At 49.2% G+C, this 22,639-nt stretch carries 22 protein-coding genes; 7 read left to right on the forward strand and 15 right to left on the reverse strand.

Going from position 1 to position 22,639, the window contains the following annotated elements; translation table 11 throughout:
- Positions 1 to 7: 7 nt before the first annotated feature.
- The 3 genes from ACFO5U_RS01605 to ACFO5U_RS01615 all read right to left on the reverse strand — a co-directional run bounded on the left by ACFO5U_RS01605 (position 8) and on the right by ACFO5U_RS01615 (position 2,191).
- Positions 8 to 277: a hypothetical protein gene (locus ACFO5U_RS01605; protein WP_377276086.1), complete on the reverse strand. Its 270-nt coding sequence runs from the start codon at positions 275 to 277 to the stop codon at positions 8 to 10.
- An 85-nt stretch (positions 278 to 362) separates the two neighbouring features.
- Positions 363 to 1,379: an LLM class flavin-dependent oxidoreductase gene (locus ACFO5U_RS01610; protein WP_377276088.1), complete on the reverse strand. Its 1,017-nt coding sequence runs from the start codon at positions 1,377 to 1,379 to the stop codon at positions 363 to 365.
- 77 nt (positions 1,380 to 1,456) lie between these two features.
- Positions 1,457 to 2,191, reverse strand: a complete 735-nt coding sequence (locus ACFO5U_RS01615; RefSeq protein ID WP_377276090.1) for an MBL fold metallo-hydrolase — start codon at positions 2,189 to 2,191, stop codon at positions 1,457 to 1,459.
- A 117-nt stretch (positions 2,192 to 2,308) separates the two neighbouring features.
- Between ACFO5U_RS01615 and ACFO5U_RS01620 the strand changes: the two genes are divergently transcribed.
- The 3 genes from ACFO5U_RS01620 to ACFO5U_RS01630 all read left to right on the forward strand — a co-directional run bounded on the left by ACFO5U_RS01620 (position 2,309) and on the right by ACFO5U_RS01630 (position 4,357).
- Positions 2,309 to 2,641, forward strand: coding sequence for a YflT domain-containing protein (locus ACFO5U_RS01620; RefSeq protein ID WP_377276091.1), 333 nt, complete (start codon positions 2,309 to 2,311; stop codon positions 2,639 to 2,641).
- A 231-nt stretch (positions 2,642 to 2,872) separates the two neighbouring features.
- Positions 2,873 to 3,958, forward strand: coding sequence for a YkvI family membrane protein (locus ACFO5U_RS01625; protein WP_377276093.1), 1,086 nt, complete (start codon positions 2,873 to 2,875; stop codon positions 3,956 to 3,958).
- 102 nt (positions 3,959 to 4,060) lie between these two features.
- Complete coding sequence (locus tag ACFO5U_RS01630; protein ID WP_377276095.1) at positions 4,061 to 4,357, forward strand: DUF3219 family protein; 297 nt, start codon at positions 4,061 to 4,063, stop codon at positions 4,355 to 4,357.
- Between the two features lie 41 nt (positions 4,358 to 4,398).
- On the opposite strand, the gene ACFO5U_RS01635 is transcribed toward ACFO5U_RS01630, so the two are convergent.
- The 8 genes from ACFO5U_RS01635 to glgB form a co-directional block, all read right to left on the reverse strand.
- A complete protein-coding gene (locus ACFO5U_RS01635; protein WP_377276096.1) occupies positions 4,399 to 4,662 on the reverse strand; it encodes a DUF3006 domain-containing protein in 264 nt (87 codons plus the stop codon).
- A gap of 4 nt (positions 4,663 to 4,666) precedes the next feature.
- Positions 4,667 to 5,776, reverse strand: coding sequence for an MBL fold metallo-hydrolase (locus ACFO5U_RS01640; RefSeq protein ID WP_377276098.1), 1,110 nt, complete (start codon positions 5,774 to 5,776; stop codon positions 4,667 to 4,669).
- Between the two features lie 84 nt (positions 5,777 to 5,860).
- Positions 5,861 to 6,670 carry an SDR family oxidoreductase gene (locus tag ACFO5U_RS01645; RefSeq protein WP_377276100.1) on the reverse strand — a complete coding sequence of 270 codons (810 nt, stop codon included), beginning with the start codon at positions 6,668 to 6,670 and terminating at the stop codon, positions 5,861 to 5,863.
- Between the two features lie 20 nt (positions 6,671 to 6,690).
- On the reverse strand, positions 6,691 to 9,075 hold the full coding sequence (locus tag ACFO5U_RS01650; protein WP_377276102.1) for a glycogen/starch/alpha-glucan phosphorylase: 2,385 nt from the start codon (positions 9,073 to 9,075) through the stop codon (positions 6,691 to 6,693).
- Between the two features lie 16 nt (positions 9,076 to 9,091).
- Positions 9,092 to 10,510, reverse strand: a complete 1,419-nt coding sequence (glgA, locus tag ACFO5U_RS01655) for a glycogen synthase GlgA (protein ID WP_377276104.1) — start codon at positions 10,508 to 10,510, stop codon at positions 9,092 to 9,094.
- Positions 10,507 to 11,529, reverse strand: coding sequence for a GlgC family sugar phosphate nucleotidyltransferase (locus tag ACFO5U_RS01660; RefSeq protein ID WP_377276105.1), 1,023 nt, complete (start codon positions 11,527 to 11,529; stop codon positions 10,507 to 10,509). The genes glgA and ACFO5U_RS01660 overlap by 4 nt, the downstream gene beginning before the upstream one ends.
- Positions 11,529 to 12,674, reverse strand: a complete 1,146-nt coding sequence (locus tag ACFO5U_RS01665) for a glucose-1-phosphate adenylyltransferase (protein WP_377276107.1) — start codon at positions 12,672 to 12,674, stop codon at positions 11,529 to 11,531. Before ACFO5U_RS01665 ends, ACFO5U_RS01660 begins: the two co-directional genes overlap by 1 nt.
- Positions 12,671 to 14,554 carry a 1,4-alpha-glucan branching protein GlgB gene (gene glgB / locus ACFO5U_RS01670; protein WP_377276109.1) on the reverse strand — a complete coding sequence of 628 codons (1,884 nt, stop codon included), beginning with the start codon at positions 14,552 to 14,554 and terminating at the stop codon, positions 12,671 to 12,673. The genes ACFO5U_RS01665 and glgB overlap by 4 nt, the downstream gene beginning before the upstream one ends.
- Before the next feature lie 218 nt (positions 14,555 to 14,772).
- On the opposite strand from glgB, the gene ACFO5U_RS01675 reads away from it, so the two are divergent.
- A complete protein-coding gene (locus ACFO5U_RS01675; protein WP_377276111.1) occupies positions 14,773 to 15,363 on the forward strand; it encodes an SCO family protein in 591 nt (196 codons plus the stop codon).
- Positions 15,360 to 15,689, forward strand: a complete 330-nt coding sequence (locus tag ACFO5U_RS01680) for a hypothetical protein (protein WP_377276113.1) — start codon at positions 15,360 to 15,362, stop codon at positions 15,687 to 15,689. The genes ACFO5U_RS01675 and ACFO5U_RS01680 overlap by 4 nt, the downstream gene beginning before the upstream one ends.
- 25 nt (positions 15,690 to 15,714) lie before the next feature.
- On the opposite strand, the gene ACFO5U_RS01685 is transcribed toward ACFO5U_RS01680, so the two are convergent.
- Positions 15,715 to 16,752, reverse strand: coding sequence for a lactonase family protein (locus ACFO5U_RS01685; protein WP_377276114.1), 1,038 nt, complete (start codon positions 16,750 to 16,752; stop codon positions 15,715 to 15,717).
- Between the two features lie 138 nt (positions 16,753 to 16,890).
- Here ACFO5U_RS01685 and ACFO5U_RS01690 point away from each other — a divergent pair, with 138 nt between their 5' ends.
- The gene (locus ACFO5U_RS01690; protein WP_377276116.1) at positions 16,891 to 17,445 is read left to right on the forward strand and encodes a shikimate kinase; all 555 of its coding nucleotides are present in this window, start codon (positions 16,891 to 16,893) and stop codon (positions 17,443 to 17,445) included.
- A 55-nt stretch (positions 17,446 to 17,500) separates the two neighbouring features.
- Here ACFO5U_RS01690 and ACFO5U_RS01695 read toward each other — a convergent pair whose 3' ends face one another.
- Positions 17,501 to 18,802 carry an acetamidase/formamidase family protein gene (locus ACFO5U_RS01695; protein WP_377276118.1) on the reverse strand — a complete coding sequence of 434 codons (1,302 nt, stop codon included), beginning with the start codon at positions 18,800 to 18,802 and terminating at the stop codon, positions 17,501 to 17,503.
- 109 nt (positions 18,803 to 18,911) lie between these two features.
- Positions 18,912 to 20,327: a hypothetical protein gene (locus ACFO5U_RS01700; RefSeq protein WP_377276119.1), complete on the reverse strand. Its 1,416-nt coding sequence runs from the start codon at positions 20,325 to 20,327 to the stop codon at positions 18,912 to 18,914.
- Positions 20,328 to 20,702: 375 nt separating this feature from the next.
- Here ACFO5U_RS01700 and ACFO5U_RS01705 point away from each other — a divergent pair, with 375 nt between their 5' ends.
- On the forward strand, positions 20,703 to 21,614 hold the full coding sequence (locus ACFO5U_RS01705) for a proline dehydrogenase family protein (RefSeq protein ID WP_377276121.1): 912 nt from the start codon (positions 20,703 to 20,705) through the stop codon (positions 21,612 to 21,614).
- 52 nt (positions 21,615 to 21,666) lie between these two features.
- Here the strand turns inward: ACFO5U_RS01705 and ACFO5U_RS01710 are convergent, their stop codons facing one another.
- Positions 21,667 to 22,605, reverse strand: coding sequence for a ring-cleaving dioxygenase (locus tag ACFO5U_RS01710; protein WP_377276122.1), 939 nt, complete (start codon positions 22,603 to 22,605; stop codon positions 21,667 to 21,669).
- Between the last annotated feature and the right edge of the window lie 34 nt (positions 22,606 to 22,639).

A 22,639-nucleotide genomic window follows, 5' to 3' on the forward strand; every position in this document is an offset into this window, starting at 1 on the left:
TGAAGCATCAGGGCTTTTTCGTTGGCGAGCCGTTTGGTTCATTCGGCTCCTGGGGTGTATTCGGATTTTCCGCTGCATCTTGTTGTCCGGGTTTCTTACGCGTCTCGCCGCGGTCGTAAACCATCGGGTAGCCTTGGTCATTCAAGCTGTCCACTTGCTTGCGCGAAGCTTTCATCAACAGCCAAACGATGAGGATCGACAAGATGAAAATGATGATGATCGAGATGATCCCCGGAATATATTCTGATTTATCTTCAGGAAAATAGAGAAATTCCATAAAATTGTTACCACCTTTAGACTTCAAGTTTCAATAGTATTATACATGAACCTCATCAGTAGTTACGGTCTCTCCGGTGAACATTTCATGGCAATTGGACGGTGTTCGATACAGCATCCTTAAGGATTTCATAAGAGCGTTTGCGCTTGTCCTGATCGTATACATAGGAAACAGCCATCAATTCATCGATCTGCAAGCGGCCTGCAAAACGGCTGATTTCCTCGCCCACCTGCTGTGCATTGCCTTTGAATGTATAACGCGACATCGATTTGACCATCGCTTCTTCGGCGTGGCTCCAGCGGCCATCCATTGTGTCGACCGGCGGCATCAATGGATTTTTTGTGCCGCGGACAACATTCAAATAAAACTGTTCCGCCGATGTTGCCAATCGTTCCGCCTCTTGTGCGGTTTCTGCCGCAACGACGTTGACGCAAGCGATAACATACGGTTCGGGCCATTTTTCCGAAGGCTCAAAACGGCTGCGGTAAATGGCGATTGCCGATTCGAGCTGCTGTGGGGCGAAATGGGCGGCGAAAGCATACGGCAAGCCGAGCTTCGCGGCAAGTACAGCACTCGAGGTACTCGAACCGAGGATAAATAGCGGCACTTCCGTTCCGACACCCGGATGTGCTTTGACGGCATGCTGTTCTTCTGCCGGCCCTAAATAACGCTGCAGTTCTTCGATGTCTTCCGGAAACTGGAATGCCGTTTCCTGTGTCGTCCGTCGCAGCGCGCGGGCGGTTTGCATATCGGTGCCCGGCGCGCGGCCGAGACCGAGATTAACGCGCCCTGGATGCATCGTCTCGAGCGTACCGAATTGTTCGGCGACGACGAGCGGCGTATGGTTCGGCAACATAATGCCGCCAGAGCCGACTTCGATCGTATCAGTGGCTTCGAGCACTTTCGAAATGAGAATCGACGTCGCAGAACTCGCCAGCGTCGGCGTGTTATGATGCTCAGACAGCCAGAACCGCTGATAGCCGAGCTGTTCTGCATGTTGCGCGAGCTCTTTCATATCTTCAAATGCTTGTTGTACTGTATGGCCTTGGCGCACCGGAACGAGGTCCAGCACGGAAACCGAAAGCGTGTGTTGTTGTGTCATGGGTCAACTTCCTTTCATCCATTCGGATGCTTTAAGGATAGGAGGAAATTCCTTCAAATTCAAACTATCTGCTTTACCTACAATTGATAGCTTTTGCCGATTTCAGCGAATGACACATCGCCACTGTAAGTTTTCTTCGCTTCTGTAAGGATTTCGGACAGTTCACCGTATTGGGGCAAATGGGTCAGCAGCAGCTGTTTGGCGGAAGCTTGCGTCGCCAATTGCCCAGCTTGGCTCCCACTCATATGGCCTTGGATGATGCCGAGGTATTTTTCGTACAAATTGGATTCTGCTACCAGTAAATCGGCATTTTGCGAAAAATCGACCAGTTCGTCTTTCCATGCGGTATCTGCTGTAAACACCGCAGTTTTATGTCCATTCGTAAAGCGCATTGCCAGGCAATAAACAGGATGGTCGGTTTCGCAAAATGTCACGTGAAACGGGCCTAGCTCGAGTGTGTCACTGGCTTGGACCACCCGTCCTTCTGTGACGCCTTTATAAGAAAGCGCCGAAAATCCTTGTGCGTCGCGGTCGTGCGCATAAATCGGCAACGGCACTTCCCATTCTTTCAACTGCATCCCGACCATCGCGGCATGCTGCAAGACACCGATGTCGGCCACATGATCGGGATGGTAATGGCTGATGATGACTGCGTCAATGTCTTTCAGTTCAGTATAATTCTGAACCGCAGCAACGACCCCGCTGCCACAGTCGACAAGACAGCGATATCCGTCCTGTTCGATCAAATACGCACACGTCGCTTCATTTTTATTCGGATAGCCGCCCCAAATGCCGATGGGTGTAATATTCACACGGATTCACTCCTCTAGTTTTTCCCCAGTATATCATTTCAAATGAACACTGTTAGTTTAAGAGTATCTACACGTGGTATATACAGAAGTAAGTAGAAAATATTGGAGGGATTCGTTTTGGTAATTAAACTATCAGTTGAAAACGCAGTACAAGCAAAAGCAGAAATTGAAAAGCTTGAAACGCAAGGATTTACACATGACGACATCTACATTTTCGCTCATGACCCGAAACGCACGAAAGACATCACGAAAGCACTCGACACGGAATCTGTCGGAGTGAAAGAACAAGGCTTCCTGAACAGCATGAAGAACATGACATCTTCACGCGGCGATGAATTGCGAGCGAAACTCGCTGCTGCAGGACTAACGACACAAGAAGCCGAAGAGTACGAAGAAGTGCTCGACACAGGCAAATTGGTCATTGTCGCAAACAAAGACCACTCCAAATAAACGAAAACCTCTGCGGGTCACACCCCGCAGAGTTTTTTTATGGAGTTTTATTAAATAGTAGACACGAATTGTTATATTAAAAACACTATTCTGAATAGAGACATTTCTATTTATCTAGTAAAATACTCTTGTTTTTCATAATGCGTTTGTGAAAACGTTTCATTTTTGCTATATTTGAAAAAGGTTAATTTTCAAATAAGTAAATTTGCACGCTAAACGAGGGGGAGCAAGATGTTTAAAAGTATCAAAATGGGAAGCGCCTTCATCGGAATCATCGTCGGTGCCGGCTTTGCTTCCGGGCAGGAAATCCTGCAGTATTTCACTAGCTTTGGAATTATGGGGACTGTGGCAGCAGTTATCGCCACCGCACTTTTTGCCTATCTCGGCATGAGCTTGACGCGCCTCGGCAGCCGCATGCGCACCACGTCCCATAAAGAAGCCATTTTCGGTATCAGCGGCCGTGTAATTGGCACGATTGTCGACTACATCATCATTTTGACTTTATTCGGCGTAGGTGTCGTCATGATCGCCGGAGCCGGTTCGATTTTCTCGCAACAATTCGGTTGGTCGGCTACTCTTGGCAGCACCGTCATGGCCATTTTGATCATCTTGACGATTATGTTGAATGTCCAAAAAGTCATCAATATCATCGGCAGCATCACGCCATTTTTGATTCTGTCAGTTGTCGGCCTCGCAGCTTATAGCTTAGTAACAATGGACGGTTCATTTGCAGCACTTGAATCAGCTGCTAACGCACAAGCTTCAGCTGTCGGAAATTGGTGGCTTTCTGCCATCAACTACGTATCGTTCAACATTGCAGTCGGCGCTTCGATGGCGATTGTCATGGGCGGAACGGAAAAAGATGAAAAGATTGCAGCACGCGGCGGCTTTTTCGGTGGTCTTGGTCTGGGTATTTTGATCATCTTAAGCCATTTGGCGATTTTCTCTAAAGTCGATGTCGTCGGCTCGGCAGAAATGCCAATGCTCCAAATCGCCAATGACTTGTCGCCCGCACTCGGCATCTTCATGTCGGTCATATTGTTCGGCATGATCTACAATACAGGTGTCAGCATGCTGTTCTCGTTCTCCGCACGCTTTGTCGAAATGGGGACAGCGAAGTTCCGTATTTTCGTCATCATCGTCGGCGTTGTCGCTTACGTACTAAGCTTTGTCGGGTTCACGAAACTCGTCAGCCTGTTCTACCCGATCGTCGGCTATTTAGGCCTGTTCCTTGTTGCGGCATTGATCTATGCCGATATCAAGAAACCGAAGCGCGAAGCCACACGCGCAGAGAAAATCAGACACCAAAGCACATGATTGTGCTTTGGTGTTTTTTTCGTGGTAACGTGAATGTATTGCTTTTAGAAGATGGCTTTTACAAATAGCCGGCTTTCCAGTAAACGAAACGGGGGATTGAACATGACTGAAACCATTCAATTGAACGGACGCCAAATCGAAACGGACCAGCTCGAACTGCATCAATTAGAAGATGGCCGCAGGCATCTTTCCTGCGATTTCAAAGTGACAAGCGAAGCCTACCATGATATCGCTGTTCTATTATATGAGATGAATTTCCGCGTCGGCTTGCCGGAGAAAGAACTCGAATTCGATGCTTCCATCTCCAATTACTTCACCGATACGACCAATCTCTACAAAGGCAATGAAGTAGCGGAATATCACCTGGAGCTGACCGAACGCGCCTCCAACTTAAAATAAGCACAAGAAAAGCGTATGGAGAAAAATTTCCATACGCTTTTTCAATTCCGCTTAAAGCGGCTGCCTGTGTTTTTGCTGCGCAGCCGCATCATCAGTTCTTCAGCTTTTTCATTGCGCTCTTTTGTCTGTGGGACGTCCGCTTCGATATCCACGACTCGCCCTTCGTCTAGACTCAGCCTGAACCACATGCCGCGCCTGCTGCCTTCCGGCAAGTAGCGGAGCGGCACATGGAATTCGCGCCCGGCTTCTTCTGCAATGATGACGGCCACGCCGCCATCTTCAAAACGATCCAATACACCTTTCATCTGCTCACTCCCCCACACAAGCTAGTCCTTGATCTTTTAGCCCCTTGAGCTTTCCTTCACCGATGCCATCGACGCGCGTCAAGTCGTCGAGCTTTTCAAAAGGCCGCTCCTCGATGATCGCTTCAGCCAATGCCGCACCGATGCCTGTGAGTTCGGCAAGTTCGGCAGAAGACGCTTTATTGATATCGATGCAGCGGTTGCTTCCTTCTTTAGCTACGCCTTCCCTTGTCGTTTCTACGCTAAATTCCTGGCCGTCGGTTTCGACGATGATGGTACCGTTGACGTCGGTACCGTAAACATCTGCCCCAGCATTTTCAGCGGCTGCGAGCACCTCGGCATACGGGTGGCCATAGGAATTTCCTTCGCCGGCGCTGTAAATCGCCACAGCAGGCTGGACGGCTTGCAAAAACGCTTGCCCTGTCGACGTATTTGAACCGTGATGCCCCATCAATAAAACGTCCGCTTCAAGTTCTAATCCGCTATCGATCATCTCCTGCTCAGCCTGAATATCGGCATCGCCCGTAAAGATAAACGACGTCTCTCCGTAGCTGATGCGGAAGGATAAAGAATCCCGGTTAGAATCGCCGCTCAACTGCCCGGGATGGAGCGCTTCGATTTCCAATGACCCTATATCATAAACGTCGCCGCGGCGCGGTTCCTCATAAGGGGTTTCCGCTTCATCGATTGCTTCTAAGGTACGGATGAAGGTATTCGAAGAACTGCTATTTCCCGACATCCATACTTCCCCTACATCATAATTTTCGATGACGCGGCCCAATTGGCCGATATGGTCTGCATCCGGATGGGTGCCGACAGCAATATCAATGTTCTCGACTTCCAGTTTATCCAAATAGACAAGTACATCACTGGCATTCCAATCGCCCGCATCGATAAGCATCGAATACCCATCCCATTCCAAATAAGCTGCAGAGCCTTGCCCGACGTCGATGTAATGGACGGCGAGCCCAGCGCCCTTGTCCTCTTGGACTGCTGACGGCTGTTCGGTTTTGGGCTGTGTCGATTCGCTTGCCGGCGGTTCCGCGTTGTCCCCAAGCGGCACACAAGCGGACAGCAGCAGTACGAGCAACACAGCAAACCACATTATTCTTTTCATGCTTTCCACCTCTTACCGGAATTCTACCACAGCGATGAACAACGCGGAAATTTCATATAAAAAAGCACGGGTTTCCCCGTGCTTTTAGGTCGACATATAGTCGCCGCCGTTTATATGCAAAAACTGGCCGGTCATATAGGAGTTTTGGGGATCGGCCAAGAATACATAAGCCTTCACTAGCTCATAAGGCTGGCCGGGGCGCCCTGCCGGCACGTCTTCCCCAAAATCATCGCCGACATTCGGATTCAGCTCCCCGAAAGTTTTCGTAATGAGCGGCGTCCAAATCGGGCCGGGCGCAATGCCGTTGACCGCAATTTCTTCCCGCACCAAGCGGCGGGCCAGCGAGCGGGTCATTGCAACCATCGCCCCGTTCGCTCCAGAGTAGTCGATCAAATCCGAATGGCCCCTGTAGGCGTTGATAGACGCGGTATTGATGATGCGTGAGCCTTTTTTTAAATGCGGCAAGGCGGCACGTACCAAGTAAAACATCGCGAACGCTTTAATCTCGAAAGTTTTCAGCAATTGTTCGTCGCTTATATCCAGCGGTGAAGTTTGCGGGTATTGATAACCCGCATTGTTGACGACGATATCCAAAGCGCCGAATTCGTCGAGTGCAAAGCGCACGAGCTTGTCGCAGTTCGCTGATTCCCCGAGATCTCCACTCAACGCACGCCCTTCGCCGCCGTATTCACTGATCAAACGCAATGTTTTTTCGGCGCCTTCATCATCACCTAAATAGCCGATGACCACTCGCGCCCCTTCTTTCGCATAAGCGATGGCCACCGCTTGACCAATACCGCTGCTCGCTCCCGTCACAATTGCTACCTTGCCTTTTAACGCGCCGCTTGCCTTGTATTCTGGCAAGTCAGTGTTATCGAAGTTTTCTTGCACCATTTCGATTCCTCCTGCCGGTTTCAGTTAGCTGGAACTTTCGACAATCCCCATACATCTTCGGAATATTGACGGATTGTGCGGTCACTTGAGAATACACCTGAAGCGGCCATGTTTTTCACGCACATGCCGGCCCATTCCACCGGACGGCTGTAAGCATCGAGCACACGCTCATGGGCTGCGGCATAATCCGGCAAATCTTTCAAAATGAAGTATGGATCACGCTCACTCGTCAACTGACGGACGATAAAATCGGAATTATGCGGCCCATCCGACCATTCTCCGCGCGCGAGTTCTTCAAGCGTTTCCCGGATACCTGCATCTTGTTCGATAATCGCCATTGGATTATAGGTGCCGTCATGTTCAAAGCGCATGACTTCCTCCGAGCTCATACCGAAAACAAAGGCGTTTTCTTCACCGACCGCATCGAAGATCTCAACATTTGCGCCGTCATAAGTGCCGAGCGTCAATGCCCCGTTCATCATGAACTTCATATTGCCCGTTCCGGATGCTTCTTTGGACGCAGTGGAAATCTGTTCACTGATATCCGCTGCAGGAATCATGTATTCTGCGTGGCTGACATTATAATCTTCGACAAAAACAACATGCAGGTGGCGCCTTGCGACCGGGTCATTGTTGACGCGCGTGGCAACGGTATTGATCAGCTTGATGACTTGTTTGGCAAAATGATAGCTAGGCGCCGCTTTGCCGCCAAACAAAAATGTCCGCGGATACGGCCGGTAATTGGCATCATTTTTAATGCGTTTGTATAATTGCTGGACGTGCAAAATATTCATCAGCTGGCGCTTATAGCCATGGATTCGTTTGATATGGATGTCAAAAATCGATGCAGTGTCCACGATGACATTATGTTCCCGTTCGAGGTGATGGATCAATTGATCTTTTTTCAGTCTTTTGATTGCCTGGAATGACTCCAAAAATGGCCGGCTGTCCGCCAAATACGCCAGTTCCTTTAAGTGGTCGGGCTCCTGGATCCATTCGGAACCAATGTTTTCGGTAATGAGCGATGACAGTTCAGGGTTGGCGCCAAGCAGCCAACGGCGATGCGTGATGCCGTTCGTTTTATTATGGAATTTCCCCGGGAAATATTCGTTCAGTTCTTTCATTTCCCGTTTTTTCAAAATCTCTGTATGCAATTTCGCTACTCCGTTTACTTTATGGCTGCCGACGACCGCCAGCACGGCCATTTTTACAACGCCGCCCTCAATGATCGACAGTTTGTGCGCGGTATGTTCATCGAAATTCTTCGAAGCCCATTCCGCTTTAAAACGCCGGTCGATTTCTTCAATAATCAAGTACACCCTCGGAAGCAGTTGGCTGAGAAGGCGGCTCTCCCATTTTTCCATTGCTTCTTCCAAAATCGTATGGTTCGTGTAGGAAATGGTTCGCGTCGTCAAATCCCAAGCCTGATCCCAATCGAGTCCATAATCGTCCAATAATGCCCGCATTAATTCGGGGACCGCTAAGGCCGGATGGGTATCGTTGATTTGAATCGCCACTTTCTCCGGCAATTCCTCAATCTCAAAATTACGTGTTGCAAGTATCGTCCGGATAGAAGCACTGCATAGGAAATACTGCTGTTTCAAGCGCAGCAATTTCCCGGAATCGAGCGCGTCATCAGGGTATAGCCGATCGGAAATTTTGGCGGTCTCCAGTTCATGCACCAAATAACCGAGCCCGTATGGCAGCGGGCGTTCTGATGTTTCCGCTTGCCATAGGCGCAGCGTGTTGATGGTACCGCCCTTAGCTCCGACAATCGGCATATCATATGGCACTGCTTTAACCCAGACTGCGTTTTCATGAACAGTTCGGACGCCTTCTTGTTCCACATTCATGCTCACTTCTCCATAAAAAGGAATTTCAAGCGCGAGTTCTTCACGCCTCACTTCAATTCCTTGGCCTTCCTTGATCCAGTCGGTCGGCAATTCCACTTGGAAGCCTTTGATGAAATGCTGGGTAAAAAGCCCACCCCGGTAGCGGATGCCGCATCCGTGGCCCGGCAGACCGGTGGAAGCCAAGGAATCCAGGAAACATGCCGCAAGCCGGCCCAGGCCGCCGTTGCCAAGACCCGGCTCTTGTTCCAGTTCTTCGAGTTCGGACAATTTATAGCCAAGCTCCCCAAGTGCTTCCTCTGCCATTTCGTAGAAGCCGAGGTTGAGCAGATTCTGGCCGAGCAAACGTCCGAGCAAAAACTCGATCGAAATATAATACAATTGTTTGTCGCCGCTTTGCTGATGCACCGTTTGCTGGATTTCCCAGTCATGCATTACTTGTTTACGAAGCATATCACCAATTATTTTATAGGCTGTGCTCTCAGTTTTATCCCCATTTTCTTTCACTAGTTGACTGTTAAATTCTTCTTTGAATTGTTCTTTGGAGTAAAACATTCCCAACACACCCTTTTCATAAGCTTGTATATAATTTTTCGTACTCACGTGCCGAACGGAACCAAGACCAATCTTTTGCCATGCCATTTTGGACCAGTGCGTTCCAATGCTCCGGCTGATAATAGAATGATAGTCCTTTTGAAAGCGCCCGCTCGAATGGGACGCCTTGCTTGAAGTCACTCAAAAAGCCAGTGCCGCTGTGCGCCGCTTCATCGTATTCGTCAACCGTATCGCGTAACCCGCCCGTCCGATTGGCAATGGGGATCGTGCCGTAGCGCATAGAAATCAACTGGCTCAAGCCGCATGGTTCAAAATGAGAGGGCATCAGGAAAATATCCGCTCCGGCGTACAGTTGATGGGCAAATGCTTCATCAAATCCAAGATGGACAGACACTTTCCCGGCGTAATCCACTTCCAAGCGCTGGAAAAACTCTTCGTATTGCGCTTCACCTGAGCCGAGCAGCACAAATTGCATATCGCCTTCCAAAAACTCCGGCAACACTTGCTCCAGCACATCAATTCCTTTTTGCCCAGACAAGCGCGACACCATTACCAATAACGGGACATCTGGTTGTTCAGGAAGCCCGCAACGCTTTTGGACAGCGCTCTTGTTCGCCCGTTTGCCCGACAAATTGTCGGCACTGAAAGTTTGGGCGATGAGTTCATCGGTTTCGGGGTTGTACGCATCGATGTCGATGCCGTTCAGAATGCCGAGCAAATCGGATTCCCGCTCGGCCAGCAATCCTTCCAAGTTTTCGCCGTAGTTTTCCGTCAAAATTTCATTGCGGTAATTCGGGCTGACCGTTGTCAGTTTGTCGGCATATACGATGCCCGTCTTTAAAGAGTTGAATTGGCCGCGCCATTCGACGTGCCCTTCTTCAAAATAACCTGGATCCATGCCGTATTGCTCCAAAAATACCTCTTTTGAAAAATTGCCTTGGAACTGGAGATTGTGGATTGTCAGCACTGTTTTCACATGAGTGGCGAGTCCACTATACTGCGGATCTTCTTTTAATAGGAACGGCATCACGGCCGTATGCCAATCGTGGACATGAAGCACGTCGGGCTGCTTTTTCGAACGCAGCAAGAAATCGAGCACCGCACGGCTAAAGAAAGCATAGCGCTCGGCATCGTCCGGCCCGTAAATGCTGTCGCGCTCGAAGTAGGCATCATTTTCCAAGAATAAGAACTGGACTCCATGAGCTTCGTATTCATATACGCCGTATTGCTGTTCGCCTTTAAACTCGAACAGATACTGCTCTTGCCATGCGAACTGCTTCTGATAGCGCTCATGGATCAAACTATATTTCGGGAGAATGACTTGAACCTCATGGCCAAGACGCGTCAACTCCCTCGGCAGCGCCCCGATCACATCAGCCAAACCTCCCGCTTTGGCAAAAGGAGCGCATTCTGCAGCTGCCATCACAATTTTCATCGGGAATCCTCCTTCGTTACCCGCTCGCCTTTCCGGAGCACGATCGGCTGCTCCTGCGTACCGGTCAATCGCACACCCTTTTCGATATGGACATCTTTATCGGCAATGACATAGGCGAGTTCGCAGTTTTCTTCTATATTGCACTTCTGCATGATGACGCATTTATCTAACTTAGCGTTGATCCCGACCGTGACCGCCCGGCTGATGACACTATTTTTGACACTGCCCAAAATCGTGCTACCATTGGCGATCATCGTCATCGAGACGCTCGATCCGTCAAGATAGCGGGTCGGTGGCTCATCTTTCACTTTTGTGTAGATCGGAGCTTGGGGCAAAAACAATAAGCGCCGGTTATTTTCATCCAACAGGCCAAGTGATTCTTTAAAATATTGCTGAACCGAGTCGATAATGGCAAAATACCCTTTATATTCATACACACCATATGTATATGGCGCTTTTTTCAAGTTCACCAAGTCTTCTACACTAAGAATGCGTTTTTCCCTGTATGAGCGGATCAACTCCAGCATCAGCTTGCGCGAAAGGATATACGATTTCAAAGATCCGGTTGCGCCGACTGCTTCCGTAATATCTTTCCCGGAAGCCAAATGATGGGCGAGCATTTCCTTGTAATCCAACTGGCCGACAACAAAGCTGCTCGTGACGACTACATGAGTCTGACGGCTTTTCTCAAAAAACTGAAGATGTTCTTCAAAATCACGGAATGAACCGACCGTGGCGATCCCGCCATTTTGGTGGCTAGTCGGCAAAAAGAACAAGCCTTCCTTGCGGCGATCCAAGTCCCAGCTTTTCCCGACGCCGATATGATCGATCAACGAAGCAAAAGGGGCTGAGGCGAAAATACCGACTGAATTAATGTCCGCGTTGACGATATTGGATAGCGGAAAATCAATTAGCCGATACCGCCCTGCAAATGGAATCGACGAGACCGACCGATGAAGCGTTAAATCTTGGAGCCCGGCAACTTTCACTGAAGCATCTACTGCAGCCATCAAACTCATTATTGTCCACTCTCCTTCCAAGAATCAACGAGATCCTGCGTCAACAGCGTGATGCCTTCAGCTGGATCGTTTAACCGGTAGCCCGCTGGTATGTGAATGTCCGGCGGAACAATGACACGCGTGAGATGAGCGCCTTCTCCGACCTCGACACCGCTCATCACCACACTGTCTTCGACAAGCGCATCTTTATCCACCTTCACCTTTTGGAAAATGACCGAGTGTTTGACCGTTCCACTGATGACACAGCCTTCATTGACCATCGACCCTTGCACTTTGCCGGTTTCTGTAATGACTTGAGGCGGCAGCTGGGGATTCGATGAGAAGATGCGCCAAGCTGAATCGTGCAATACGAGTCCAGCTGACGGATCGAGCAAATCCATATTGGCTTCCCACAAACTATCGACCGTCCCGACATCTTTCCAGTAGCCTTTGAATGGATATGCCACCATCTTTTGATGGTCCGACAACATTTTTGGCAATATATCTTTGCCGAAGTCATGTGACGATTCGACAATTTCGTTGTCTTCCTCCAAATAGCGCTCCAGTTTTTTCCAATCAAATACATAGACGCCCATCGACGCAAGATTGCTTGTCGGGTTTTCAGGCTTTTCGATAAACTCTGTCACATTCATGTCTTCATCAGTCTCGACAAGTCCGAAACGACTCGCATCTTCCCACGGCACTTCCAAGACGGAAATGGTGACATCGGCTTGTTTTTCTTTATGGTATTCTATGAGCTTTTCATAATCCATTTTATAGATATGGTCTCCTGATAAAATGAGTACGTAGTCCGGCTCGCAACTTTGCAAAAAATTGATGTTTTGGTAAATGGCACTCGCCGTTCCCGCATACCATTTGATGCCGTCGATTTCAGCGTAAGGCGGCAGCATCGTGACGCCGCCTTGATGACGGTCCAAATCCCAAGGCGTGCCGAGCCCGATATAGCGGTGAAGCGCATGCGGCTGATACTGTGTCAACACACCGACCGTGCTGATTCCCGAGTTGGTGCAATTCGATAGTGGGAAATCGATGATGCGGTATTTTCCGCCATACGGAATGGCGGGTTTGGCGATATCATAAGTCAACGATTTGAGGCGGCTTCCTTGGCCACCGGCGAGTAGCATAGCGACAACTTTTTCATTCACAACAAGTCACTCCCATCTTTTCTTTTTTTCCAGATGCTCATCGTGAACGGCGGCAAATCAAGCTTCAATGAGAAATGCTGGCCGTCGCACGGAACGTCGAGTGTTTCTGCAACTGCTTGCAAATCTGCAGCTGTACCGCCGAACTGTGCTGAATTGGTGGAAAATATCTCTTCATAGCAGCCTTTTCGCGGCGCTCCGACATGAAAGTCTTCATAATGCCGCTCCGAAAAATTGCACAGCACGATGCATTCGTCTTCCGGCAAAAAGCCTCTGCGGACAAATGTCGCCACGCTCTGTTCGTGGTTATCGGCATCGAGCCACATAAAGCCGTCGCGCTCATCATCAAGCTCGAAAAACGCTTTTTCGTTCCGATAAAATGCCAGCAACTCCTTCATGAAATCGGATATCCGTTTATGTTCCGGATCTTCAAGGGATGCCCAATCCAGTTCGGGCTGGAATTCCCACTCTTCGAAATGGCCAAACTCCTGGCCCATAAACAATAATTTCTTGCCTGGATGCGCAATCCAAAACCCAAGCAGCAAACGTAATTGAAGAAATTGTTCTTGCAATGTTCCCGGTAGTTTATTCAATAAGGATTTCCGGCCGTCCGCTACGGTATCGTGTGAAAAAATCACTTGATAGCGCTCTTCGTATTGGTAGACCATTGAAAAATTCATTTTGCTATGGGCTTCCGATCGCTCTGCCGGTGGCGTTTTCATGTACTCGAGCGTGTCATGCATCCAACCGAAATTCCATTTGTAATCAAAGCCGACGCCGCCATCTTCGACGGTGTGTGTCACTTTCGGATAATGCCAGGCATCTTCGGCAATGAGCAATTTCTCCGGAAAATGAATCTTCAAACTGGACGTCAACTTCTTAAGAAACTCAGCCCCTTCCGTGTTATGCGGACGCTCTTTGATGTTCGGGATGAACAATAAATTGACCAGTGCGTCCATGCGGTAGCCGTCGAACTTGAATTCCTCCAGCCAATAATGGGCGCTCGACAAGATGAAACTCACCACTTCGCCTTTGTTGATATCAAAGTTCAAAGTGCCCCAATCCGGATTCATGCGGCGTTCTTCCCGTTGCTCCTCGTAAAGCAGCTGGCCATTGAAATTCGCCAAGCCGTGCTGGTCAACACAAAAATGGCCCGGAACCCAGTCCAAGAACAAGCCAAGCCCGTGTTGCGTACAAGCCTCGACGAAATATTTCAAGTCATCGGCAGAGCCATAGCGGCCTGTCGGCGAAAAATAACCCGTCGTCTGATAGCCCCACGATTCATCGAGCGGATGCTCCGTAATCGGCAAAATCTGGATATGCGTGAAGCCCATGTCGATGACATAAGGAATCAATTCATCCGCAATCTCGCGGTACGTATAAAATTCACCGTTTTCCTTGCGCCTCCAAGTGCCGATATGCACTTCATAGATAGCCATTGCGCGTTCCAGATGATTGTCGTTTATCGTTTGCTTGCGCTTCAGCACCTCCAGCGGCCAATTGTATTTCTCAAGCCCTGATACGATCGATTTGGTGAACGGCCGTTTCTCGCTTTGCCGTGCATACGGGTCTGATTTCCACAGCACTTCGCCTTTTGCCGTCCGGAGCGCATATTCATAGAGCCAAGCCGTTAAGTCTTTAGGGATGCTTACTCCCCATATGCTGTTGTCGTTTGGATGCTGTTCGAGTGGATATGTGGAAACTTCTTTGGTTTCCGGATGCACACAGACGACATCAATGCCTGCGATATCAGGGGCCCAGACGGAAAAGCTGGTCTCTAATTCAGAGGCATGTGCGCCGAAATACAAATAACCATCGACCAGTCGCCCTTCATGAAAAGCTTGTAATCGTTCATCAGTCCACGTGCTTAACAAAAATTCCATGTAGCGCCTCCTCTTTTTCCAAAGCGTAAGTCTAGTTTCTATTCTACATTTAGAATGTAAAATCCTTGTTAAGCTTATGGAACTCCTAAAAAATTCCACACCGCCAGCGAATGTCGCAATGTCTTCATATTTTCCCCAAACAAACCGCTTGTTCCTGCCTGCTGTTTGGAATAGGCTAAAGTAAGACTAGTTTCACTAAAGAAAGGACGCGAGTTTTTTTGCGAGCCCAAACTTATTTATTACTGAGCTTCTTGCTGATTGGCGCTGTGTTTTTATCCGCTTGCGGGCAAGGTGTTGACAATCCATTAAATTGGGAGACAGAAGAGTTTTCATTTACTGACCATAACAATGAGGAATTCGGATCGAGCGATCTGGAAGGAAAGGTCTGGCTCGCTGATTTCGTCTTCACCAATTGCACGACCGTCTGTTTGCCGATGATGGCGAATATGAAAGGCGTACAAGAAGAGCTTCAGTCACAAGGCTTGGATGTGGAAATCGTTTCATTCAGCGTGGATCCAACCGTTGACACCCCCGAAGCCTTGAAATCATACGCACAAAGTTTCGACGTTGATCTATCCCGCTGGCACTTGCTGACTGGCTATTCGCAGCAGCAAATCGCTGACTTTGCGCTGGAGAACTTCAAAGCCATCGCACAAAAGCCGGAGAACGAATCACAGGTCATCCATGGCACATCGTTTTACTTGGTCAACCATGAAGGTGTCATCATGAAAGATTATGACGGCCTCAACCCGCCGGTCGATGATATTGTGCGCGATGCCGCCATTCTGCTCGAGGAGGCGGAAGGATGAAACGCAACCGGCTTTTTATCGCCGTTCTACTCCTTGTCCTTGGCGCTGCGGTGGTGTGGTTTTTTATGCCGCAGGAAAACGAACCGTCTTCTGAAGCCCGCATTGTGCTCGAACATACACACCGGACCTATATTGCTCCTTCGTGTTTCGAGAATTCGGAGCCAACCAATTTCTTGGAAGAGTCGACGCTTGGCCACGCACAGGAATTAAACTACCCGCCGCATTCCGAATGTACAGAACAAGCATTCCAGAGCAATGACGATAGCCCTGCCGTCCGTTTGATGAAAGAGCTCGGGCTGATGGCAAAAACGCAAACTGATTGGTGACATAGGCAGGGCTTCGGCTCTGCCATTAGTATTTCAGCGGCCGCACACACACCGGTTCGATCGTTTGTACGCTATAGGCGGTTTCACCCGGCATTCCATTGTCATCGATTTTTTTGGAAGAGATGGTCCCGGATTGCTCATTCGCTATGATCATCCAAGTGCTATTATTGACCAAAGTGAAATGCCGCGGCCCCGCTCCACCTGCATCCCTATGCCCCAGCGCATTGAGTAAACCTTCAGCAACCCCGAAAACCGCTAGACTGTTATGCCCGCGATTTGAAACGTAAACAAATTGCCCATCATCCGACACCACGATTTCAGCTGCTGTGTTGTTTCCGCTAAAGGTTTCCGGCACAGTAGACAGTGTTTGAACTTCTTCAAGCTGATTGCCGTCCAGCTTATAGACAGACACTGTCGAGTTCAGTTCATTCACCCCGTAGGCAAAAGAAGCGCTCGGGTGGAACGCCATATGCCTCGGCCCGGCCCCTGGCTCTGTTTTCACCAGCGCTTCCTGTTCAAGCTTGCCTGTATGCATATCGAGGCGGTAGCGGATGATCGCATCCATGCCGAGATCAGAAACGAAAAAGCGGTTGGTTCCAGGCATTTGGAAAATGGAATGCGGATGGGCGGCATCTTGGCGATCCGTGTCCGCTCCTGTGCCTTCATGCCGTTTGGAATCCGCCATCTCTCCGAGCGACCCGTCAGCGAGCAGTGGATAGGCGGATACAGTCGCGCCGGAATAAGTGACCGTCAGCGCCCATTGTCCGTCCTCGTCGATTGTCACATGCGCCGGATGGTCGCCGTTGGCCGATTGACGGTTCAACTCTTGAATGGCTCCCGATTGCGGGTTGATCCAATAAGCGATCACTTCGCCATTGCCGGTTTCGCTGACAGCAGCAAAAGTTCTTCCTGTGGGGTGCACAGCCAGAAACGACGGGCGTTCAACACCGGCAATGGCAGCCTTTTTCGTTAAAGCACCTGAAGATAGTTCCAGTTCCCATAATGTGATGCCTGCTTGTTCGGCAGCTGCATAAGAGCCGCTCAATATGTATGCACTAGTCATGCAATTCCCCCTTTTATGCTTCATGCGCCACGCATGAGACAATTTGTTTAATTTGGTCAAGCCCTTTAATTTAGCGATGCAGTGCGTTACAGTGGTGAAGTGGAAAGAGATTTAATTTACAGCAGAAAGAGAGTGGTCGTGTTGAGATTTCCTTTGTCCATCCGTGAAAAAAGTATCGTGTGCATCGGCTTTATGGGAGCTGGAAAAACGACAGTCGGGAAATTATTGGCTCGCCGGCTTTGCCGAGACTTTGTCGACATCGATGAAGAGATTGAAAAAGCATTCGGCTTGCCGATTCCCCAAATCTTCAGTATTTACGGAGAGAAAGCGTTCCGTGAAAAAGAGCGGGAATTGATTCGAGCATTCACCCAACAGCCCTTATTGGTCATTTCTTTGGGCGGCGGAGCTTTTCTCCAAGAGGAAAACCGCAAAATCTGCTTGTCCAATGGCATCGTGCTGCACTTCGATATTTCTTGGGATTCTTGGAAACAACGCGTCCACATCCTTACTGAGAACCGCCCGCTCCTTAAAGACAAGACCCTCGAGGAGATGGAACAGCTATTCCGCGAGCGCCAAATCATCTATTCAGCCAATCACTCACAGTTTCAAGTAGACGACTATGAAGCGCCAGAAGCAGCTGAATATTTAGCAGACTCGCTAAAGCTGTCATGGGACATCCACGCGCCGCAATAATGATTTTATTTGTGAAAACCCCGCCATTCAGCCGATGAATGGCGGGGTTTTCCATTTACCCGTATTGTGCTTTCGCCAATTCATACAAGCCAGCTTTTTTCAAATAACTTTCCGGCGCCAAAAACGTAACCGTGATAACTCCAGGATGACGGCCGATCTCGATCGACCCCGTGACAGTCGCGCGGTTCATGATTTCAGGCACTGTAACACCGAACAAATCGGCAGCACGCTGCAAACCGTTTTCCGTAGCATCATTCAAGGTCGGCCCAGAACCGATGAAAGAAACCGGCAGTGATTCTTCCAAGCTGTCCATCCCAAAACGTTCCGCAAGTTGTTTGGCAGACGCTTTCTCCGCTTCTGTAAACGGTTTTGCCGTATACGGTAAATCTTCAACATTCGGGAACAGGATTGGCCCGGCATTTCCGAGGCCCTTCAATACATGCACTTGCAAATGGCTGATACCGGAAACATCCGAAGTATGCCCGGCGATTTCTCCGTCACCTTGCATCGCATGCATATCGCCTAAATAAACGCCGCCGCCTCCTACTTTGACAGGGCATAGCAACACCGCTCCCGCGCGCACGCGGCTAATATCCATATGGCCATCTGTCCGATGCGTTTCGAGTTCTTCCTGCGTACTCGTATACTCGTGAGGCGCCCCGACCAAAAACGAACCAAAGTCACCCGCATTGTGCGAGTCCGGCGTTGGACGCGAAGGCGTCGTGCCGAGTTGCCCGAGAAACGGGCGCATGCGGGCGATGGTGCCGACCAAATCATGCGGCGCAAAAGTGACGATCGGATTTTGTACGGAATGCTCCGGCGTTTTCATATATGCTTTGCCATTTTGTGCAATCCGTTCAGCCGCTTGTTTCGATACGGTGATTCCGACATTGCCTTGGTCGCTGAAAGCCATCGTATAGCCATTGGTGAATTCGAATGGACTGACGTCTTCGCCGCAATTTGCACAGCGGATAGCGCCGCTTCCAACGCCTTTGATGACGGTATCGGGATACATGGTGCCGCATCCTGGACATTTCACTGCGACAAACGGATCTCCGAGAAAGCGCCCTTCGATCGGCTTATCATTGCCGGATGCGGTCGCAAGCGAGGTCACTTCCACCGACTTTATGCGGATGACGATGGCATCACCCGGCTCTGCACCTTCGACATAGACAGGCTGTGTGACTTCATGGCCTCCCCGGATGCACGGAGTGATCATCGGTCCCCAACAGCCTGGTGCCGTGTGCGCGATTATATGCCCGCCATCTTTGACAGGGCCGAGCATTTCCTTTTCAGGATCAAGCACTCCATTGACATAGCGGTTGACCAATAAGGTATCGACTGCTTTCTCAGGCATTCAGCATTCTCCTCTTTTTCTGTATTTTCTAAATTATATGATAAAAATACTATGCTTTCAATGAAGAGCCAAAAAAAGCCCCAGAACCTGTAAGGCTCTGTGGGCGTTTTTAACTGGAGAAGATAAATAAAGTTTGGACAAACACTTGGGTCATGACATAGAAAGCGACTGCGAACTTCCAATTAAATCGCAAACCGTTGCGGATGCCGTTAAGCCCGTTGATGCTGCTTAAAATAATGACCGGCATGACAAACGGCGACAAGATGATCGAGATGACACTGCCTGAAGTCACTGCGAGCACGACAAGCTCCGGAGGAAACGGCAGAACCGCCGACTCCAAAACGCCAGTGACGAGAACGATGACCGGCAGCGGCCCAAGTCCGATAAAGCCGAGAATGATGACGATGAACGGAATCAAAAACAGCAAATTCAAAAATGGCACGTGAGCGGTCAAGTAATTCATCGATTCGATCACATAGCTGCCCATAGCCGATTGGTTCAGGGCATAAATAAGCAAACCAGCGGACAGTAAAATGCTAAATTGCTGCGCTTGTTTGGAGACGCCTTCTTTATAATATGCCGCCGCTTGAATGGCGTAGCTTCCCGTTCTCTTTTTCACTAGGAAATACAAAAATGTCCAGACGAGAATGACGAGCGGGATGACGACCAGGAAGTCGACGCCGCTCCATTCATGTATAACAAAAATCGTCCCGAACAGCGAAATGAACAAAAAGGAAAACTCGGCAACATCTTTGTTCCAACGGCCAGGGTTGCGTGAATTCGCCACCGCCTTATCAATCTCATTCGCGAGTACCGCTGAAAAATCAGTGCCGTAACGTTTTTCTTCAGCTTTGGCGAACGCCACGGATAGAATTGTTCCGGCTATCGCTGCAGCGAGACCAAGCAACATCGATTTCCAAAGCGTCGCGTCGAGTGCTACGACCGCAAAGATAAAACTTGGAATGCTGATGACCCACATCGTCGACAATGCAAAGCCGCGTAATATTGCGGTGCCTTTGTAATTTTCCCAGGCTTCGTCTTTATAGTCTTTCAGAAACGAATCAATAAATCGGTACATCATCGGCACGACACCGAACAACAAGAAATGGGAAATGATTTGGGTCATCCCCATCAAGCCAACGTAAAAGGTCTGGCTTTTATTCAGCCATTTATGGCCAAAGCTCATAATTTCTTCTATATAGGGCTCTTCCCTGAGCACCCAGCTGATCATCGGCACAATTAATAACAGCGCGATCAAGCTTTTCATCTGCACGAACGCCAGTGCCAGGTCCTGCACAAAGCTTTCACTCGTCGCTGCCAAGACGCCGATTGCGGTAACAGCCAGAAAGATTTGCAACTGCAGTTTGCGCAGCGGCAACACCCCAAAAGCAAACGCCAAACTCAAAAAACCAGCTATCGGCAGCAATGCTTCAGACAGCGGGCTGGCAGCAAAGAAATGAATAAAATGAAGAACGGCATAAATCAGCACAGACAAGGTGAATCCTTTTGCGACTATTGCCTTCATCTGCATGCCCTCCTTCCAAATATGGACAAATTGTCATTTTCACATACGCACTATTTTACACCTTTTGTGCTGCCCTTGCGGCTTATGTGCTTCAATTTCTAATATATATGTCTTTTTTTCATTTTTTAGAAAAACTTTTTTTCGATATTTTGTTTGCGGACATCGAATAAGAGGAAGTTGAGTATATAAGGAAGCTAGCTATTTCAATAGCTACATAATTTCCATTTACGAATTCGATTTGCTCTAGCCACGCGAAGAATGATCCTGCTATAAGATTTTGGCAATTGCCGATTTCGGGTGTGCAGTTCCTGCATAGATCCACCATTGCGACTCGGTGGATTATCATCGATTTTTTATTCAACAGGAGGGCTTGTAATGGGGATCACACGAAGTTTTTTTATCGCATTATCCAATAATCGGCTACTGAATAGCGGCGCAAAAAAATGGGGCTTTCAACTTGGGGCTGCCAAAGTCGTCGCCGGAACCGATATTCCAAATATGATGGCATCTGTTCAGGAATTGAACGACAATGGCATTTCCGCGACGATTGACCGGCTCGGTGAATTCGTCACAAGCCGCAAAGAAGCGCAGCAAGCAGCAACTGAAATCATCGAAACGCTTCAAACCATCTCAACTGCCGGTACCGATGCGCATCTTTCCGTGAAGTTAACGCAGATCGGGCTGGATATTGATCAGCAGTTCTGTTTTGAAAACATCCATCGCATTGTCAAAGAAGCGGATGAACATAATATTTTCGTCAATCTGGATATGGAAAATTACGACCGGCTGCAGCCAACGCTCGACATCTTACACGCCTTACGAAAAGAATTCGACGGCGTCGGGACTGTTATCCAAGCTTATTTATACCGTTCGGAAAAAGATTTGGAAGCATTGAAGGATGTCAGGCTGCGCCTTGTTAAAGGGGCCTACCAAGAACATGAAGAAGTGGCGATGCAGTCAATCGAAGACATTGACGCTAACTTCCTGAAACTGATCAAGCTGCGCCTTGACCAGCCGGCGTTCACTTCCATCGCCACACATGACCACCACATCATCGATGCGGCGATCGCTTATGCCGATGAACAAGGCATCCCATCCGACCGCTTCGAATTCCAAATGCTTTATGGGTTCCGTACCGATCTGTTGAAAAAACTGTCCGCCGATTATCAAGTCACATCGTACGTCCCGTTTGGTGAAGATTGGTATGGCTATTTCATGAGAAGGCTTGCCGAGCGCCCGCAAAACTTACAGCTGGTCATAAAAGGCGCTGTTTCAAAATCCTCATGATGCAAAATAAAGCAGCCCAGGCAATCTTCGCCTGAGCCGCTTTTTGTTTTCGTCATTTGAGTGGCTTTGCAAATACAGGCGGCAGCTCCGCCAATAGCCGCTTGCGGTATTGCTCATATTGCTGCGGCAATTTCAGTTCTTCCCCGAGCGCTGAATGGTGTTCGTCAATGGCAAATCCAGGGGGATCGGTCGCAATCTCAAACAGTAGATCGCCATATTCCCGGAAATAAATCGAACGGAAATAATTCCGATCCTGCACTGGCGTGACCCCCAAACCGTAAGCTTCCACCCGGTTTTTCCACTCCAGTTGGTCCACATCGTCGTCTGCACGGAATGCGATGTGGTGGACCGTGCCAACCCCCATCTGCCCGGCACCAACACGGCTCTGTTTGATGTCCAGTACATTGCCGATTGCACCATCAGAGATAAAGCGGATATAATCCCCGTGCTCTTCTGTCCGCGCGAAACCGATAACCTCTTCTAACAGCTCAGCTGTTTTCAGCGCATTTGCCGTAAAGAGAACAGCACCGGCAAAGCCTTTTATCGCCGTTTCAGCGGTAATGCCATCACCCGTCCAGCCGCTTGTGTCTCCGTCACTGCGCTCAACAAGCTCCAGTTGGAGACCGTGAGGATCGGGAAAGCGCAGATAGCGCTCTCCGAAACGCTCTTGTTCATCCACTGGAACGTTGTGGGCTTCCAAGCGGTGGCGCCAAAACCCCAATGCGCCCTTCGGCACCGCAAAAGCCGTGACCCCTACTTGCCCGTCGCCAATCTTTCCTTGATAAGCTTTGCCCCAAGGGAAGAAAGTCATAATCGTGCCGGGAGCGCCTTGGTCGTTGCCGAAATATAGGTGATAAGTGCCGGGATCGTCAAAGTTCACCGTTTTTTTGACTAACCGCATACCGAGCACACCCGCGTAGAAATCTGCGTTTTCCTGAGCTTCTCCCACTATAGCGGTGATGTGATGTATGCCTTTTGATTTTTCGCCCATAGCTGTTCTCTCCCTCATGTTTTAATATCTCCAT

Origin of the sequence: Planococcus dechangensis (genome assembly GCF_042654465.1) — a bacterium.
In the GTDB taxonomy this organism is placed as follows: domain Bacteria; phylum Bacillota; class Bacilli; order Bacillales_A; family Planococcaceae; genus Planococcus; species Planococcus dechangensis.